Source organism: uncultured Arthrobacter sp., from assembly GCF_947495145.1.
Taxonomy (GTDB): Bacteria; Actinomycetota; Actinomycetes; order Actinomycetales; family Micrococcaceae; genus Arthrobacter_D.
The window spans coordinates 19,920-34,267 of record NZ_CANLXP010000012.1 but is presented as its reverse complement, the minus strand read 5'-3'; the positions used below and the strand labels follow the sequence as shown (position 1 = coordinate 34,267).

Genomic DNA, 14,348 nt, shown 5'->3' with positions numbered 1-14,348 from the left:
GTCGAACCCGCCGTCTCGGTACTGACTTCCCTAGCGCCGCCGAAACACGCGTGGTTTGCTGGAGGAATGACTGAGAACCTGCCGGAACACCTCCGTGAAGACATCAGCGCGCCCAGCCCCGGTGCCGAGTCCGAGGACGAGCACCTGCGCGAAGACATCAACGTCCCCTCCGAAGAGAATGACGGTGGCCCCGAATTCTCGGAAGGCCACTTCACTTCCGGGCAACTCAACGCCGGGCAGCGGGTTCCCGGCGTGAGCCCGGGAGGGGAGTACAAGGAGGGCCGTGAGGAAGAGCTTGCACACAGGGAAGAAGCCGACTGACCCGCTTCCCGCCGCGGCCACGCATGAGAGCATGAAACCTATGACCGAAGAGCAGCCCGAGCACCCTGCAGTCTCCCCTGAGCAAGCCGCGAAGTACTCCCAGGAGAGCCCTGTACTCCTCGGGAAACTGGATGCCGGCCGTGGGCTCCCGGAACAGAACGACGACGGCGCCTCCCGCAGTGAAAGAGGCCCTGCGACGAAGCTGACCGAGTTGGTGGACGAGCCCGCCAAGGTCATGCGCATCGGCACCATGCTCAAGCAGTTGCTTGAAGAGGTGCGCAGCGCCCCGCTGGACGACGCCGGACGCAGCCGCCTCGCCGAGATCCACGAGCGGTCCATGCGTGAACTCGAGGACGGGCTCGCTCCTGAACTGGTTGAGGAGCTGCACCGGATCAACCTCCCGTTCACTGACGATTCGGTCCCTACCGACGCGGAACTCCGGGTGGCGCAGGCGCAGCTGGTGGGGTGGCTTGAGGGACTCTTCCACGGCATTCAGACCGCGCTGGCCGCTCAGCAGATGGCCAACCAGCAGCTTGCCGCGCAACTTCAGCTGAAGCAGCTGCCGCCGGGCACCGTCATCGCGCCCGGCGTTGTGGTTGGTGAGGACGGCGAGCCGAAGCGTGCGCCGGGCTCCCGCCCAGGATCCGGACCAGCCCAGACACCGGACACCCACGGTCCGGGCCAGTACCTCTAGACGCACGTGGCACTTTTCGCGGCGGCCCGGCAGGGACGCAAGGATGACGCCGAGCTCGGCACTGGGGTGTGGCGCCGGGCGCATGACCGCTTCCGGCGCGGCCTGGACCGCTACCACCAGATTCTGGAGGGAGTGGAGGACGACGCCGTCTACAACGAGCTGGCCGGCATTGCCAATGGTCTGGCCCAGTTGCTCCCGCGCGTGCGGGAATGCTGCGTGGCCGCCCAGACCCAGCACCCGAGCGACGGCCTCGACATTCCGGGTGCACTCCTCCAGGTGCACCGGGCGCTCTCCCGCGCGGGCAACGCCCTTGCAACCACTGCTGAGGCTGCGGCGATGGCCCGCCTCGACGGGGAACGGTGGGGGATCGCGTCGGCAGGCCTGGAGAACGTACGGCGGCGGGCGGAAGTGGTCGCCGAGGACGTAAGCGAAGCTGAGCGCCTGCTGTTTGGCTCCGGCCAATAGTCGGGTACCCGGAATACTTCCGGTGAGAGCCGGGTTGCCACAGTTCGACAAGAGCAAACAGCCACCGAAAGGCATTCATGAGCACTTCACCCAACCTGACCTTCAACGACGGCCGCACCATTCCCCAGTTGGGCTACGGCGTGTGGCAGGTGGACGACGCAACCGCTGAGGACGTCGTCGGGCGCGCTTTCAAGGCGGGTTACCGCCACATTGACACCGCGAAAATCTATGGGAATGAAGCTGGGGTGGGCAGGGCGATCGAAGCCTCCGGACTCAGCCCGGAAGAGCTGTTCATCACCACCAAGCTGTGGAACGCCGATCAGGGCTACGAGAGCACCCTTGAGGCTTTCGAGGGTTCCATGGAGCGGCTCGGCCTCGAAACCCTTGATCTCTACCTGATTCACTGGCTGCAGCCCAAGCAGGGCAAGTACGTGGACACCTGGAAGGCGCTGATAGAGCTTCAGAAGCGCGGCCGTGTGCGCTCCATCGGCGTCTCGAACTTCACGGTCGAAGCGCTGCAGGAAATCATCGATGAAACCGGCGTTGTGCCCGCTATCAACCAGGTCGAGACCCACCCGTACCTCAACCAGGCCGAACTGCGCGCCTTCGAAGCCGACAAGGGGATCCTGCACGAGTCCTGGTCGCCGCTCGGCTCAGGCAAGGGCCTGCTTGAGGACCCGCTTCTCGCCGAAATTGCGGAGAAGCGCGGCGCCACCCCCGCGCAGGTTGTGCTCGCCTGGCACCTCGCGCTTGGCCTTGTGGTCATCCCGAAGTCGGTGACCGAATCCCGCATCATCGAAAACTGGAGCGCACTCGATGTCTCGCTGACGGATGAGGACATTGAAGCGATCAACGGCCTCGACAAGGGTGAAGCCGGCCGCACCGGCGCCAATCCTGCGACGGCGGACTTCGCCTGATCGCCGGTCCGAAATGATCGGGCGGTAGATCGCCCGAAAGGCTGCAGGCACTGCGAGCGTTGCAATAACGCATGCGGTGCCTGCACCGTTTTACGGCAACAATGGTCCTCATGGACAGCGACACGGTTAACCTTCTGATCGGCACCTACCCGCCTGAGGGCGCAGACCCCGGCTCCGGGGAAGGCATCTGGCGGGTAGCGCTCGACCGCCGAAGCGGCGCCCTCAGCGGTGAACAGCGTCTTATTACGACGACGGCGCCCTCCTTCCTCGCGCTTCACCCTTCCGGGCATGTGCTTTATGCCGTGAACGAGACCGAAGAAGGCGCTGTCAGTATGTTTCGGCTGGACGGTGGCAGTCTCACCCATCTGGTTACAGTGCCCACCGGCGGGGCTTCTCCTTGCCACCTTCGTGCGTCCAGGGAAGCGCTCTGGGTTGCTAACTATGGAGACGGCGTCGTGACCCGGTTGGAGCTGAACGACGACGGCCTACCGGCAGGCGCGCAGGCGGTATACCGGAACGCCGGTTCCGGTCCGAACAGTGAGCGGCAGGAAGGCCCGCATGCGCACTACGTGCACGACGCCGGCAATGGCTCGGTCTGGGTCAGTGACTTGGGCACCGACGAAATCCGCCGGTTCACGCAGGCCGGCCCGGACGGTGTTGCCGCCGATCTGCCGCCGGGTACGGGGCCGCGGCACCAGGCATCTCTGCCAGGTGGCGCCGTCGTCGTTGTGGGGGAACTAGATTCGCGCCTGCACGTGCTGTCACTTGACGGAAGCGTCCTCTCAAGCGTGCCGGCGCTGGTAACCCCGGTGCCGGATGGCCGGCCGAGCCAGCCGTCCCACCTCGACGTCGGTGTGTCCGCGGCGACGAGGAACCTGCTGTATGCCGCAACGCGTGGGCCGGACGTGCTTGCTGTCTTCGCTGTGGAGGAGGAGCCGACTGAGAATGGGCAGACGCTCAGGCACCTGTCGGACGCGCCCATCGGCGGGGCATGGCCGCGGCACTTCGCCGTTGTGCCAGCGCAGGACGATGCGGCTGACTACGTGATCGTGGCGAACCAGGGTTCGTCGACTCTCAACGTGCTGCGCGTTGATGGTGCAGGTTCGGTCGAACAGGTTTCTTTGCTCGGGCTACCGGCGCCCGCCTGCGTCCTCCGGGTCGGGTAAGGGACGGGTTCGTGACCTCAACTACCGCCGGCGCGCCGGTTGCCGCTCCACGGGACCTTCGGAATGCCCGGATCGCTGTCGCAGCACTCTTCTTCACGAACGGTGCCATCTTCGCCAACCTTCTTCCCCGCTATCCCGAGATCAAACGCGACCTCGCACTCAGTAATGCCGAATACGGGCTGGCGATAGCCTCCTTCCCACTGGGCGCGTTGATCGCAGGACTGGCTGCAGCTGCGCTGATCCGGCGGTACAGATCATCACGGGTAGCAGTCGTGGGCACGCTTTTCGTTGCCGGAGGCGTCTTCCTCGCAGGCGCATCGCCTACCTGGATAACGCTGGCTGCAGCATTGTTCTTCGCGGGAGCCATGGATGCGATTACCGACGTGGCCCAGAATTCGCATGGACTTCGTGTCCAGCGGCTGTACGGGCGGTCAATACTGAACTCCTTCCACGCCGTGTGGTCCATCGGCGCCGTCTCGGGCGGGTTGCTGGGCGGTCTTGCCGTGGCACTGGACGTTCCGCGGGGCATTCATCTCGCCGTCACCGGTGCGCTGTTCTTCGTCGTTGTCCTGATCAGTTACAGGTTCCTGTTGCCCGGAGCCGAGCCGGCGGAACGGGGAGTGCCCGTTACGGTGCAGGCGGATGATCCGAGAACCCACGGCCTCAATGGCGGTGGCCCTCGGGCGCGCCGGACGTCGCCGTACCCTACGCTTGCGGCGTTGGTGGTCATCGCCGTCGGCGGCACGCTGGTCGAGGACGCCGGCAGCACGTGGGCAGCGGTCTACCTCTCAGGGCAGCTGGACGCCAGTGTCAGCATTGCCGCCCTCGGCTTTGTGGCGATGGTCGGCGCGCAGTTCGTCGGCAGGCTATTGGGTGATGGGCTCGTGGACCGCTTCGGGCAGCGGGCGGTCGCCCGGGCGGGCGGGGTCATCGTCTTCCTCGGGATGGGTGCGGCGCTCGCGTTTCCGTCCGTTGCGGGCACCATCATCGGGTTCGGTCTTGCCGGGTTCGGCGTTGCCACCCTGGTTCCCGCAGCAATGCACGGCGCAGATGAACTGCACGGCTTGCGTCCTGGAACCGGCCTGACGGTGATCAGTTGGCTCATGCGCGTTGGTTTCCTCGTGTCGCCGCCGGTGGTGGGCCTGATCGCCGACACGTTCAGCTTGCGACTGGGGCTTCTGGTTGTGCCGTTCGCCGCGGTGCTTGTCATCGTCTTGGCCGGTGTTCTCTCTTCCGAGCGTGCGAAGCAGCACCGGCGCTGACCAGCCTGCCCTACCCGCCCCGGCCAGTCGACAGTATGCTTACTATTCCGACGAACAGTCCGGAATGAGGCGACAATGCGAGCAATGGTCTATCGGGGCCCGTACAAGGTCCGTGTCGAGGAAAAAGACATCCCGGCGATCGAACACCCGAATGACGCCATCATTCGCGTGACGAGGGCCGCCATCTGCGGTTCCGACCTGCACCTGTACCACGGCATGATGCCTGACACCCGCGTCGGAACAACCTTCGGGCACGAATTCATCGGCGTCGTTGAGAAAGTGGGAGGCTCCGTCCACAGCCTCAGTCCGGGGGACCGGGTGATGGTTCCCTTCAACGTCTATTGCGGATCCTGCTATTTCTGCGCCCGCGGTCTCTACTCCAACTGCCACAACGTCAACCCGAACGCGACGGCGGTGGGCGGCATCTACGGCTACTCGCACACAACGGGCGGGTACGACGGCGGACAGGCGGAATACGTACGCGTCCCGTTTGCCGACGTCGGGCCCTCACTCATTCCGGATTGGCTCGACGATGAGGACGCGCTCCTCATGACCGATGCCCTGGCGACCGGCTATTTCGGCGCCCAACTGGGCGACATCGTGGAGGGGGACACCGTTGTCGTTTTCGGTGCGGGGCCGGTGGGGCTCTTCGCTGCGAAGTCGGCATGGCTGATGGGCGCCGGCAGGGTGATTGTGATCGACCAGCTGGAGTACCGCCTGGAGAAGGCACGGACCTTTGCGCACGCCGAAACGTTCAACTACAACGAGTACGACGACATCGTCGTCGAGATGAAGAAGACGACCGACTATCTGGGCGCCGACGTCGTCATCGATGCCGTTGGCGCCGAAGCCGACGGCAACTTCCTCCAGCATGTCACTGCAGCGAAACTCAAGCTCCAGGGCGGATCGCCGATCGCGCTGAACTGGGCAATCGACGCGGTGCGCAAGGGCGGGAACGTCTCAGTGGTCGGTGCATATGGACCAATTTTCAGTGCAGTGAAGTTCGGCGACGCCGTCAACAAGGGGCTTACGCTGCGGATGAACCAGTGCCCGGTCAAACGGCAGTGGCCGCGGCTTCTGGAGCACATACGAAACGGCCACCTGAAACCGAACGACATTGTCACCCACCGCATACCGCTTGAGCACATCGCCGAGGGCTATCACATGTTTTCGGCCAAGCTCGATAACTGCATCAAGCCGCTGATCGTTCCGAACGCCCGCTAGGAGAGCTACGTGCCATCAACGCCCTATGTTTCCAACAAGCCCAAGAACACCGAAACGCGCGAGGAGCTGAGGGCCCGCATCCCCGGCTGGGGTGCCGACCTGGATCCGGCGGACCGCCCGTCCTACCCCAAGGAACGGCTGGACCCGTCAGCGACCGGCGCGCACTGGGACTTCCCCGAGCGGCAGGCGGGCGCGGAGGGCCGCGAGCACTCCATCGAACACGAGATCGTTCCGCCGGTGTTCGGCACGTCCGTCCCGCTCAAGGGCTTTTCGGGTGCAATCCGGCGGCACGCCTACGCGTCCTACAGCGAGGGACGGGCGGCTCATTGGCTGCTCCTGATTCTCGGCGACCGCGTGGACGCCTGGGAGAGTCATCTGCGTTCCCTGGCCTCACTGCGGCCCGACAACCCGGTGACCGAGACGGGCGTCCTGTCGGAGAGGCGCCGGCATGGCATCGCCTCACGATTCGGGGTGAAGCGGTCGGACATCAATCATCAGTGGATCGACCCGCTGATTGTCGGTGCGCCGTGGGTAGCGGCGGGAGGCGCCGCCGTCGTCGTCGTCAGGAAGCTTGTGCGGCGCCGTTAGGGAGCGAACTTCGCCAGGGCACAAAAAGAGCCTCCTGCCAGAGTCGAACTGGCGACCTTCTCATTACGAGTGAGACGCTCTACCGACTGAGCTAAGGAGGCAACTTGTGGATGATCTCCGCTAACGCAAAGGCTCATTCCACAAGCAATAACTGTATAAGAGCATGAGCTCACCGGTCAAAATCAGCAGCGGACGCCGTCCTCGGGCACGGTGCCTTCGATCAGGAAATCATCCACGAGCGATTCGATGCACTCGCCGGAGCGGCCATAAGCGGTGTGGCCCTGCCCCTCCCAGGTTACGTGAACGGCCGATTCCAGCTGCTCCGCCAGGGACAGCGACCATTCGTACGGTGTGGCAGGATCGCCGGTGGTTCCGATGACGAGCATGGGCGGCGCGTCCGGCGCGCTGGCGGGGGACGGTTCCAGTACCGGTTCATACGCCCACTCCTCGCAGGCCAGGGCGCCGTAGCTGAGGTACTCGCCGAACACAGCCGACGACGCCTCAAGTGCCGCCGCCTGCTCGGCCATGACTTCCGGGTCAGCGGACATGGGGTAATCGAGGCACGTCACCGCTGTGAAGGCGGCGGACGCGTTGGTGAGGTAGTCGCCGTCGGACTGGCGCTCCGCGCCGAGGTCCGCAAACCGGAGAATTTCGCTTGGGTCGCCCTGAAGCGCACGGTCAATCGCGCCGGTGAGGGCCAGCCAGCTGGCGCTGTCATACAGCGGAAGTACAAAACCCTGGAAGAACGTCCCGACGGTAACCAGCCGGCCGTCGGCGGCGGTCATCGGACTTTCCTCGACCGACTCGAACAGATCATCAACGACGGCCACGCCCTCTTCCACGTCGCCGGGAAGCGGGCATTCGGCCTGGCTCTGGCAGTCCGCAACATAGTTCCGGAGCGCCTCATCAAACGCGGCAACCTGGCCCGCCGTGATCTCGGCTGAACTCAGTGAGGGGTCCACTGCACCATCGAGCACGAAGCGCCCTACGTTGTCCGGAAACAGCCCGGCGTAAGCCGCCCCGAGCTGGGTCCCGTAGGAGAACCCGAGGTAGTTCAGCTGCTCATCGCCCACTACAGCCCGCAGGATATCCATGTCTTTGGCGGCGCTGGCTGTGTCGACGTAACCCAATAGTTCACCGGTGCGTTCGGCGCAGAGGTCGGCGTATTCGGCGGAGTCTGCTTCAAGGATTTCCAGCGCTTCGGCATCTGTGGCGTCCGGCGGGATGGTCTCTGTCCGGGCTTCATCGCGTTCTTCGTCCGTCAGGCATTCCACGGCGGAGGACCGGTTCACCCCGCGCGGATCGAAGCCCACCACGTCGTAGGACTGGCGCAGTTCCTCGCTGAGGATGTTCTCCGCTGAATCACGAACGAGGTTGTAGCCCGAACCGCCGGGCCCGCCGGGATTCACAAGGAGTGAGCCCTGCGCATCGCCCGATGCGTCCAGACGGATAGCAGCGATATCGATCGATTCGCGATCGGGATCGCTGTAGTCCAGCGGCACCTTGACGGTGGCGCAGGCGAAACCGTCCTCGCATTCTTCCCACGTGACTTCCTGGGAGTAAAACCCCTGAAGGTTCTCCGGAACCTCGCCAATCACTTCGGCGGGTGCAGCGACCGCGCCGGTTTCCGGGCCGGCATTACAGCCGGAAAGCACCAGGGCGACGACGACGGCGGCAGCACCTGCCAGCGCGCGCAGGGGTGAGCGGCGCACGGGGTGGGAGTTGGTCACGCGGAAAGTTCCTTTTCTGGCAGCAGGCTGACAGCCATCGCTTCGATGGCCAGCAGGGGGGCAACATTGGTTCCAACGATTCGGGTACGCACTTTGTTGATGGCCTCGATACGCCCGAGAGTCTGCTCAGGCGTTCCGTGTTCCGCGTAGCGCTCGAGTTCGGGCCGCAGCGGCTCGTTCACCAGATACCCAACCGTGCCCAGTTGCAGCATGAGGACGTCACGGTAGAACGAGGTGAGATCCGTCAGTGCCCGGTCGAAGTAGTCGTTCTTGGAACGTTTGGCGCGGCGGTTCTGGTCCTCTTCCAGCCGCTTGACCTGCGCGCGGATGGCAGGTGGAAGCGTGCCCGATTCCGGCGCACCGAGCGAGGTCAGCAGCGCGGCTTTCTCTTCGGCGTCGCGCTGCTCGAAGGAGCTCTGCGCTTCGGCTTCGGCGAGTTTCACGAGATCCGCCGCGGCCTTCATTGCGCCGGCGATGTTGCGCAGGTTCAGGGGCAGCCGCACGATCTGGTTTCGGCGTTCGCGTGCGTCTGTGTCCGTTGCCAACCGCTTCGCGACACCGATGTGGCTCTGGGCTGCACGGGCTGCGGCTTCGGCGATGACCGGATCGATGCCGTCACGCTGCACCAGCAGGTCCGTTACAGCCTCGACGGGCGGAACACGCAGACTGACCGACCGGCAGCGGGAACGGATGGTGACCAGCACGTCGCCGGGACTCGGCGCGCAGAGCAGCCAGATGGTGCGCGGGGGCGGCTCCTCGATTGCCTTGAGGAGTACGTTGGTGCTGCGTTCCTGCATGCGGTCGGCGTCTTCGACGATGATGACGCGCCACCGGCCGGTGGACGGTTTGTCCTGTGCTTTCCGCACCAGCTCGCGGGCCTCGTCGATGCTGATGGTGACCTTCTCGGTAGTCACATTGGTGACGTCGGCATGCGAGCCGGCCAACGCCGTCGTGCACGCCTTGCATTCCCCGCAGCCGCGTTCCTCCAGCAGCGGGCGGTCGCAGAGCAGCGCCGCGGCGAAGGCTCGGGCGGCATTGGAGCGTCCGGAGCCGGGAGGGCCGGTAAACAACCAGGCGTGGTTGGGCTGGTCAGCGGCCGCGGCACGGCGCAGTTGTTCAACAGCGGCGGCCTGACCGGTCAGGAACGTCCATACGCTCACGCGAGGCGTTCCTGCACGGCGTCCGCGATGATCGCTGCCAGTTCATCGACGGGATCCGACGCGTTCAGCACCAGATACTGGTCCGGGCTCGACGCCGCCTGGTCCCGGAAAGCGGCCCGAATCTGCTCGTGGAAGGAGTCGGGCTCGGATTCCATGCGGTCTTCCTGTGCTGCAGTGGAAGTTCGGCGGCCGCGGCCTTCCACATGGTCAACATCCAGCAGCACGGTGAGGTCAGGTCGCAGGCCCTCGACTGCCCAGAGGTTAATGTCCCGCACCCTGTCCGAGCCGAGACCCCGGCCCACGCCCTGATAGGCCACAGAGGAATCGATGTAGCGGTCGCAAACGACGACGTCGCCGCGCTCCAATGCGGGCAGGATCACCTGATGCACGTGGGCTGCGCGCGCGGCCGCGAAAATCAGCGCTTCAGTGCGGGAGTCAATGTGCCCGTGCCCGTGTTCAAGCACAAGGGAACGCAGCTTCTCGCCGATTTCGGTACCACCGGGCTCGCGGGTGCGCACCACCGTTCGGCCGTCGGCCTGAAGGAACTCCGCCAACCGCGCAGCCTGCGTGGACTTGCCGGCGCTGTCTCCGCCCTCGAAGGCAACGAACATGCCGCGGGTAGGGCGGGAAGTCTGGGATGTCACTGGATCAGCCTACCGACTTAGCCCTGGCAGACGCGCAGCCTGTGGAGAACACGTAAAATCCACCCACCGGTCGTGCTGAGCAACCGCTAACTCAGAGTTGATGATTCAACGGGTGACTCTCCCCTGCGGGCGTCATCGGCGGTGCCGGATTACCTCCCGTATCACTCGGCAACTTAACCTGATCCAATGACCCAGCACGCGCACCTTGCCCCGGATACCCTCACTGTGGCCGCAGGCCGCCCGCCCCGTGAGCACGATTCCCCGGTCAACCCGCCCATTGTGCTGTCATCGACTTTCCACGAGACCGCGCCGCCCACCGGATCCGACCGCATCTACGCGCGCATGTCCAACCCCACGTGGGATCCCTTCGAGGAAGCCCTCGCTGAACTTGAGGGTGCCGCGCTGCCAGCGCTCGCTTTCGCATCCGGACTTGGTGCTGCCGCCGCTGCGCTGTCGCTGGTTCCCACCGGGGGAATGGTGGTCATTCCCCGCCACGCGTACGGCGGCTCCGTCTCGCTGGCGCTCGCCGAGGAAGCGCGGGGTCGCCTTACGGTCCGGCAGGTGGACATCGCGGACACCGAGCAGGTGCTGGGCCAGCTCGACGGCGCTCACATGCTGTGGCTCGAAAGCCCCACCAACCCCATGCTTGAGGTCGCTGAAACCGCGGTGCTGACGGAGGCTGCCCACGCAGCCGACGCCGTCGTCGTCGTTGATAACACCTTCAACACACCGCTGGTGTGCCGGCCGCTGGACTATGGCGCCGACGTCGTCCTCCACTCCGTCACCAAATATCTTGCCGGCCATTCCGACGTCGTGCTCGGGGCGCTGGTCACGTCCGATCCTGAACTGCGCGCCAGGCTGACCTCCTACCGCACACTTCACGGCGCAATTGCCGGGCCGTTCGAGGTGTGGCTCGCCCTTCGCGGGCTCCGCACACTCGCTTTGAGGATGGAACGCAGCCAGGCCAACGCGCTGGAACTGGCGACCAGGCTGGCGCAGCACGCCGCTGTCCAGAAGGTCCGCTACCCCGGACTGCCAACGGACCCCGGCCACGAGCGCGCCACTGCGCAGCTAAAAGGCTACGGCGGCATCATCAGTATCGAACTGGAGAGCCGGGAAACCGCTGACGCGCTGGTCGAAGCTGTCCGCCTCTGGTTGCCCGCCACTTCCCTGGGCGGTGTTGAGTCCCTCATCGAACGACGACGGCGCCAGCCCGGTGAGCCGAAAACGGTACCAGAGGCGCTGGTCCGGCTGTCCGTCGGCATCGAGAACGTCGAGGACCTGTGGACTGACCTCGATGCGGCACTCTCATCCGCCGCCAATACCCGCTAGGCTGATTCCGTGGAAATTGTGCTGTTGACCGAGTTGTGGCTCTTTCGTGTTCTCGGCTACCTCGCGCTCGCCATTGAACTGTGGGCGCTCGTGGACTGCGCCCAGCGCAAGCCTGCCTCCTTCGAGGCCACCTTCAAGCGCACCAAGAGTTTCTGGCTCGGCCTGACTGCTGGCTCTGCAGCGATCGGGGCGCTCACCGCGTACTTCGGCGGTTTCGGCCTGTTCGGACTTCTGCAGCTCGTTGCGATCATCGCCGCCTGCGTCTACCTCGCGGACGTGAAGCCCGCGGTGAGCGAAGTCCAGGGCAGCGGTCCCTACGGCCCCTGGTAAGTCACGGCCCTGTTAAGTCCTACCGCTATATCACCGAGGCGCAACCGCCTCCCAGGCGACCGTAATCTCGCCCAGACGCCACCGTGAGGGGCCGTCGACAAGCGGCCAACCGGCGTCGGCCAGTGCTGAACACATGGCCATCCACCGCTGGCGGTTCCCAAAAGAGCCCAGCGGAGCGGCATCTAACCAGGCGCGGTCAAGCGCCTGCAGATAATCGAACACCCGCTCGCCCGGAACGTTCCGGTGAATCAGCGCCTTCGGCAGCCGTTCGGCCACATCCGAGGGCACCTCGAATCCGCCGAAGCGCAGCGAAATACTGAGCGACACCGGGCCCTCAACACTGATCGCAGCCCACGTTGCCCGGCGCCCGATCTCGTCACAGGTCCCGTCAATGAACAGCCCATCCTCGGACAGCCGGCTCCGGACACGGTCCCAATGGGCCGCATACGCGTCCTCGCCGTACTGGCGCAACACGTTGAACGCGCGAACAACGACGGGACGCCGCCCGCCGAGCGGCACCTCAAAGCCGCCCTGGACGAAACTCAGGCCGGGCCGCTCAAGCGGAAGAGCGGCGCGCACCCGCTCAGGATCGATCTCGACACCCACCACCTGGACGTCGGCGCGAACCGCACGAAGGCGGGTGAAGAGTTCGACGGCGGTCACCGGCGTCGCGCCGTATCCGAGGTCGACGACGAGAGGGTCCTCGGCCGACCGGAGGCGCCAGGCCTGGGGGCCGGCCAGCCACCGGTCCATTCGCCGCAGCCGGTTGGGGTTGGTGGTGCCGCGGGTGATGGCTCCAACCGGCTTTCCGGGCTTTCGTTCTGGCACTGTTCAAGGTTACGGGTAATGAAACTGCCGACCTCAGCTCTTCACGTGCCCCTCCTCACCAAATACGGCAGACTGGGAACCATGACTTCTTACAAACTGATCCTGCTGCGCCATGGCCAGAGCGAGTGGAATGAAAAGAACCTTTTCACCGGCTGGGTTGACGTGGCATTGACGGAACTGGGCCGCAAGGAAGCCGTGCGCGGCGGCGAGCTTCTGGTGGAGCATGACCTCCTGCCGGACATCGTTTATACCTCGCGCCAGAAACGGGCCACCATTACCGCCAACCTCGCGCTGGAGGCGGCTGACCGCACCTGGATTGACGTCAAGCGGAGCTGGCGCCTGAACGAGCGTCACTACGGTGCGCTCCAGGGCAAGGACAAGGCCCAGACGCTAGCCGAGTTCGGTGAGGAGCAATTCATGGAGTGGCGCCGGTCGTATGACACGCCGCCGCCGCCCCTGGACGATTCGAGCGAATACTCGCAGGCCAATGACCCCCGTTACGCGGACCTTGGTGAGGATCTTCCGCGCACCGAGTGCCTCAAGGACGTCCTCGAGCGGTTCCTTCCGTACTGGGAGTCAGACATCAGCGTGGACATCAAGGCCGGCAAGACGGTCCTCATTGCCGCCCACGGTAACTCCCTGCGCGCGCTCGTCAAGCACCTCGACGGCATCAGCGACGCTGACATTGCCTCCCTCAACATTCCCACCGGCATCCCGCTGGTGTATGAACTGGACGAGGACCTCAAGCCCGTCAAGGCCGGCGGTACCTACCTCGACGCCGACGCCGCCGCTGCCGCCATCGAGGCGGTCGCAAACCAGGGCAAATCCAAGCACTAAGACGCACTAACAGAGCACTAACAAAGCAAGTACGACGACGGCGGCCCGCCTCCCAGCAAAGGAGGCGAGCCGCCGTCGTCAGTCAGACCAGATGCGTCAGTTGAGCGGAGCGCTGGGCTGCCACTCGCCGGTGACGAGGTAGGTAACCTTGCGGGCGACGGAGATGCCGTGGTCGGCGAAACGCTCGAAGTAGCGGCTGGCAAGGGTGACATCCACGGTGGTCGGCGCGGACGCATCCCAGTCCGCAGCGGCAACCGCCTTGAAGACGCTCGCGTGCAGTTCGTTGATCCGCGCGTTGTGCGCATTGATCTCGCTGGTCAGCTCCAGGTTGCGTGTCTCGAGGAGCTCAGTGACCTTGTTGGCGATAGCGATGTCCAACTCCGCCAGCTCAACGAAGGTAGGCCGGATACTCTCGGGGATCACGAGTTCCGGGAAGCGAAGGCGGGCCAGCTGCGCAATATGCCGGGCAAGATCGCCCATCCGCTCCAGCGACGCGCTCATCCGCAGCGCGCCGACGATCATGCGCAGGTCGCTGGCAACCGGTCCCTGAAGGGCGAGCACGTCGATGGCCCGCTCGTCGAGATCGTTCTGGAGGAAGTCGATGCGTGCATCCGCAGCAATCACTTCCTGCGCCAGTTCGGTATCCGCTCCCTCGAACGCTGTCGTGGCCTTCTGCATGGCCTCGGTAACCAGCTTCGAGATCTCGATGAGTTCTTCGCCGATTTGGTGAAGCTCCGCCTGAAAAACCTTACGCACGTGGGCGTCCTTTCCCTTTGAGGTACTGAACGGGCGCAGATGCGCAGTCCTGTCCAGCACGCTTTCAGCTGCCCCTTAACTGTTACGCACCTTT

General features: G+C 64.9%; 16 protein-coding genes and 1 tRNA gene. 11 read left to right on the top strand and 6 right to left on the bottom strand.

Annotated features, from left to right (window positions below; all coding sequences use genetic code 11):
• Positions 1 to 66: 66 nt before the first annotated feature.
• From Q0877_RS10585 to Q0877_RS10550, 8 genes are all read left to right on the top strand, one after another.
• Positions 67 to 321, top strand: coding sequence for a hypothetical protein (locus Q0877_RS10585; protein WP_299167540.1), 255 nt, complete (start codon positions 67 to 69; stop codon positions 319 to 321).
• Positions 322 to 361: 40 nt separating this feature from the next.
• On the top strand, positions 362 to 1,015 hold the full coding sequence (locus tag Q0877_RS10580; RefSeq protein WP_299167539.1) for a bacterial proteasome activator family protein: 654 nt from the start codon (positions 362 to 364) through the stop codon (positions 1,013 to 1,015).
• Between the two features lie 6 nt (positions 1,016 to 1,021).
• Entirely contained in the window at positions 1,022 to 1,480 is a 459-nt protein-coding gene (locus tag Q0877_RS10575) for a hypothetical protein (protein ID WP_299167537.1), read from the top strand.
• A gap of 77 nt (positions 1,481 to 1,557) precedes the next feature.
• The gene (locus Q0877_RS10570; RefSeq protein ID WP_299167536.1) at positions 1,558 to 2,397 is read left to right on the top strand and encodes an aldo/keto reductase; all 840 of its coding nucleotides are present in this window, start codon (positions 1,558 to 1,560) and stop codon (positions 2,395 to 2,397) included.
• 110 nt (positions 2,398 to 2,507) lie between these two features.
• Positions 2,508 to 3,563, top strand: a complete 1,056-nt coding sequence (locus Q0877_RS10565) for a beta-propeller fold lactonase family protein (RefSeq protein WP_299167535.1) — start codon at positions 2,508 to 2,510, stop codon at positions 3,561 to 3,563.
• Positions 3,564 to 3,574: 11 nt separating this feature from the next.
• The gene (locus Q0877_RS10560) at positions 3,575 to 4,825 is read left to right on the top strand and encodes an MFS transporter (RefSeq protein WP_299167533.1); all 1,251 of its coding nucleotides are present in this window, start codon (positions 3,575 to 3,577) and stop codon (positions 4,823 to 4,825) included.
• Positions 4,826 to 4,900: 75 nt separating this feature from the next.
• Positions 4,901 to 6,049 carry a zinc-dependent alcohol dehydrogenase gene (locus tag Q0877_RS10555; RefSeq protein ID WP_299167532.1) on the top strand — a complete coding sequence of 383 codons (1,149 nt, stop codon included), beginning with the start codon at positions 4,901 to 4,903 and terminating at the stop codon, positions 6,047 to 6,049.
• Positions 6,050 to 6,058: 9 nt separating this feature from the next.
• Positions 6,059 to 6,637 (top strand): hypothetical protein, encoded by a 579-nt coding sequence (locus tag Q0877_RS10550; protein WP_299167530.1) that lies wholly within the window; start codon positions 6,059 to 6,061, stop codon positions 6,635 to 6,637.
• A gap of 28 nt (positions 6,638 to 6,665) precedes the next feature.
• Here the strand turns inward: Q0877_RS10550 and Q0877_RS10545 are convergent.
• The 4 genes from Q0877_RS10545 to tmk form a co-directional block, all read right to left on the bottom strand.
• Positions 6,666 to 6,738: transfer RNA gene (locus tag Q0877_RS10545), tRNA-Thr, on the bottom strand.
• A gap of 81 nt (positions 6,739 to 6,819) precedes the next feature.
• Complete coding sequence (locus Q0877_RS10540; protein WP_299167529.1) at positions 6,820 to 8,367, bottom strand: alpha/beta hydrolase; 1,548 nt, start codon at positions 8,365 to 8,367, stop codon at positions 6,820 to 6,822.
• Positions 8,364 to 9,527: a DNA polymerase III subunit delta' gene (locus tag Q0877_RS10535; RefSeq protein WP_299167527.1), complete on the bottom strand. Its 1,164-nt coding sequence runs from the start codon at positions 9,525 to 9,527 to the stop codon at positions 8,364 to 8,366. The genes Q0877_RS10540 and Q0877_RS10535 overlap by 4 nt, the downstream gene beginning before the upstream one ends.
• Entirely contained in the window at positions 9,524 to 10,138 is a 615-nt protein-coding gene (tmk, locus tag Q0877_RS10530; RefSeq protein ID WP_299167652.1) for a dTMP kinase, read from the bottom strand. Before tmk ends, Q0877_RS10535 begins: the two co-directional genes overlap by 4 nt.
• Before the next feature lie 219 nt (positions 10,139 to 10,357).
• Between tmk and Q0877_RS10525 the strand changes: the two genes are divergently transcribed.
• Together Q0877_RS10525 and Q0877_RS10520 are read left to right on the top strand one after the other, a co-directional pair.
• Complete coding sequence (locus tag Q0877_RS10525; protein ID WP_299167525.1) at positions 10,358 to 11,503, top strand: PLP-dependent aspartate aminotransferase family protein; 1,146 nt, start codon at positions 10,358 to 10,360, stop codon at positions 11,501 to 11,503.
• Positions 11,504 to 11,512: 9 nt separating this feature from the next.
• Positions 11,513 to 11,833, top strand: coding sequence for a DUF2516 family protein (locus Q0877_RS10520; protein WP_299167524.1), 321 nt, complete (start codon positions 11,513 to 11,515; stop codon positions 11,831 to 11,833).
• A 30-nt stretch (positions 11,834 to 11,863) separates the two neighbouring features.
• Here Q0877_RS10520 and Q0877_RS10515 read toward each other — a convergent pair whose 3' ends face one another.
• Positions 11,864 to 12,586 carry a class I SAM-dependent methyltransferase gene (locus Q0877_RS10515; RefSeq protein WP_299167650.1) on the bottom strand — a complete coding sequence of 241 codons (723 nt, stop codon included), beginning with the start codon at positions 12,584 to 12,586 and terminating at the stop codon, positions 11,864 to 11,866.
• 156 nt (positions 12,587 to 12,742) lie between these two features.
• On the opposite strand from Q0877_RS10515, the gene Q0877_RS10510 reads away from it, so the two are divergent.
• Positions 12,743 to 13,498: a phosphoglyceromutase gene (locus Q0877_RS10510; protein WP_299167522.1), complete on the top strand. Its 756-nt coding sequence runs from the start codon at positions 12,743 to 12,745 to the stop codon at positions 13,496 to 13,498.
• Between the two features lie 96 nt (positions 13,499 to 13,594).
• Here Q0877_RS10510 and phoU read toward each other — a convergent pair whose 3' ends face one another.
• On the bottom strand, positions 13,595 to 14,254 hold the full coding sequence (phoU, locus tag Q0877_RS10505; protein ID WP_299167520.1) for a phosphate signaling complex protein PhoU: 660 nt from the start codon (positions 14,252 to 14,254) through the stop codon (positions 13,595 to 13,597).
• Positions 14,255 to 14,348: the final 94 nt, after the last annotated feature.

Excerpts from the sequence above, each read along its gene's own strand:
- Q0877_RS10585 (WP_299167540.1), top strand. The coding sequence starts at position 67 with ATGACTGAGAACCTGCCGGAACACCTCCGTGAAGACATCAGCGCGCCC.
- Q0877_RS10580 (WP_299167539.1), top strand. The coding sequence starts at position 362 with ATGACCGAAGAGCAGCCCGAGCACCCTGCAGTCTCCCCTGAGCAAGCC.
- Q0877_RS10570 (WP_299167536.1), top strand. The coding sequence starts at position 1,558 with ATGAGCACTTCACCCAACCTGACCTTCAACGACGGCCGCACCATTCCC.
- Q0877_RS10565 (WP_299167535.1), top strand. The coding sequence starts at position 2,508 with ATGGACAGCGACACGGTTAACCTTCTGATCGGCACCTACCCGCCTGAG.
- Q0877_RS10555 (WP_299167532.1), top strand. The coding sequence starts at position 4,901 with ATGCGAGCAATGGTCTATCGGGGCCCGTACAAGGTCCGTGTCGAGGAA.
- tmk (WP_299167652.1), bottom strand. The coding sequence starts at position 10,138 with ATGTTCGTTGCCTTCGAGGGCGGAGACAGCGCCGGCAAGTCCACGCAG.
- Q0877_RS10525 (WP_299167525.1), top strand. The coding sequence starts at position 10,358 with ATGACCCAGCACGCGCACCTTGCCCCGGATACCCTCACTGTGGCCGCA.
- Q0877_RS10515 (WP_299167650.1), bottom strand. The coding sequence starts at position 12,586 with ATGGACCGGTGGCTGGCCGGCCCCCAGGCCTGGCGCCTCCGGTCGGCC.
- Q0877_RS10510 (WP_299167522.1), top strand. The coding sequence starts at position 12,743 with ATGACTTCTTACAAACTGATCCTGCTGCGCCATGGCCAGAGCGAGTGG.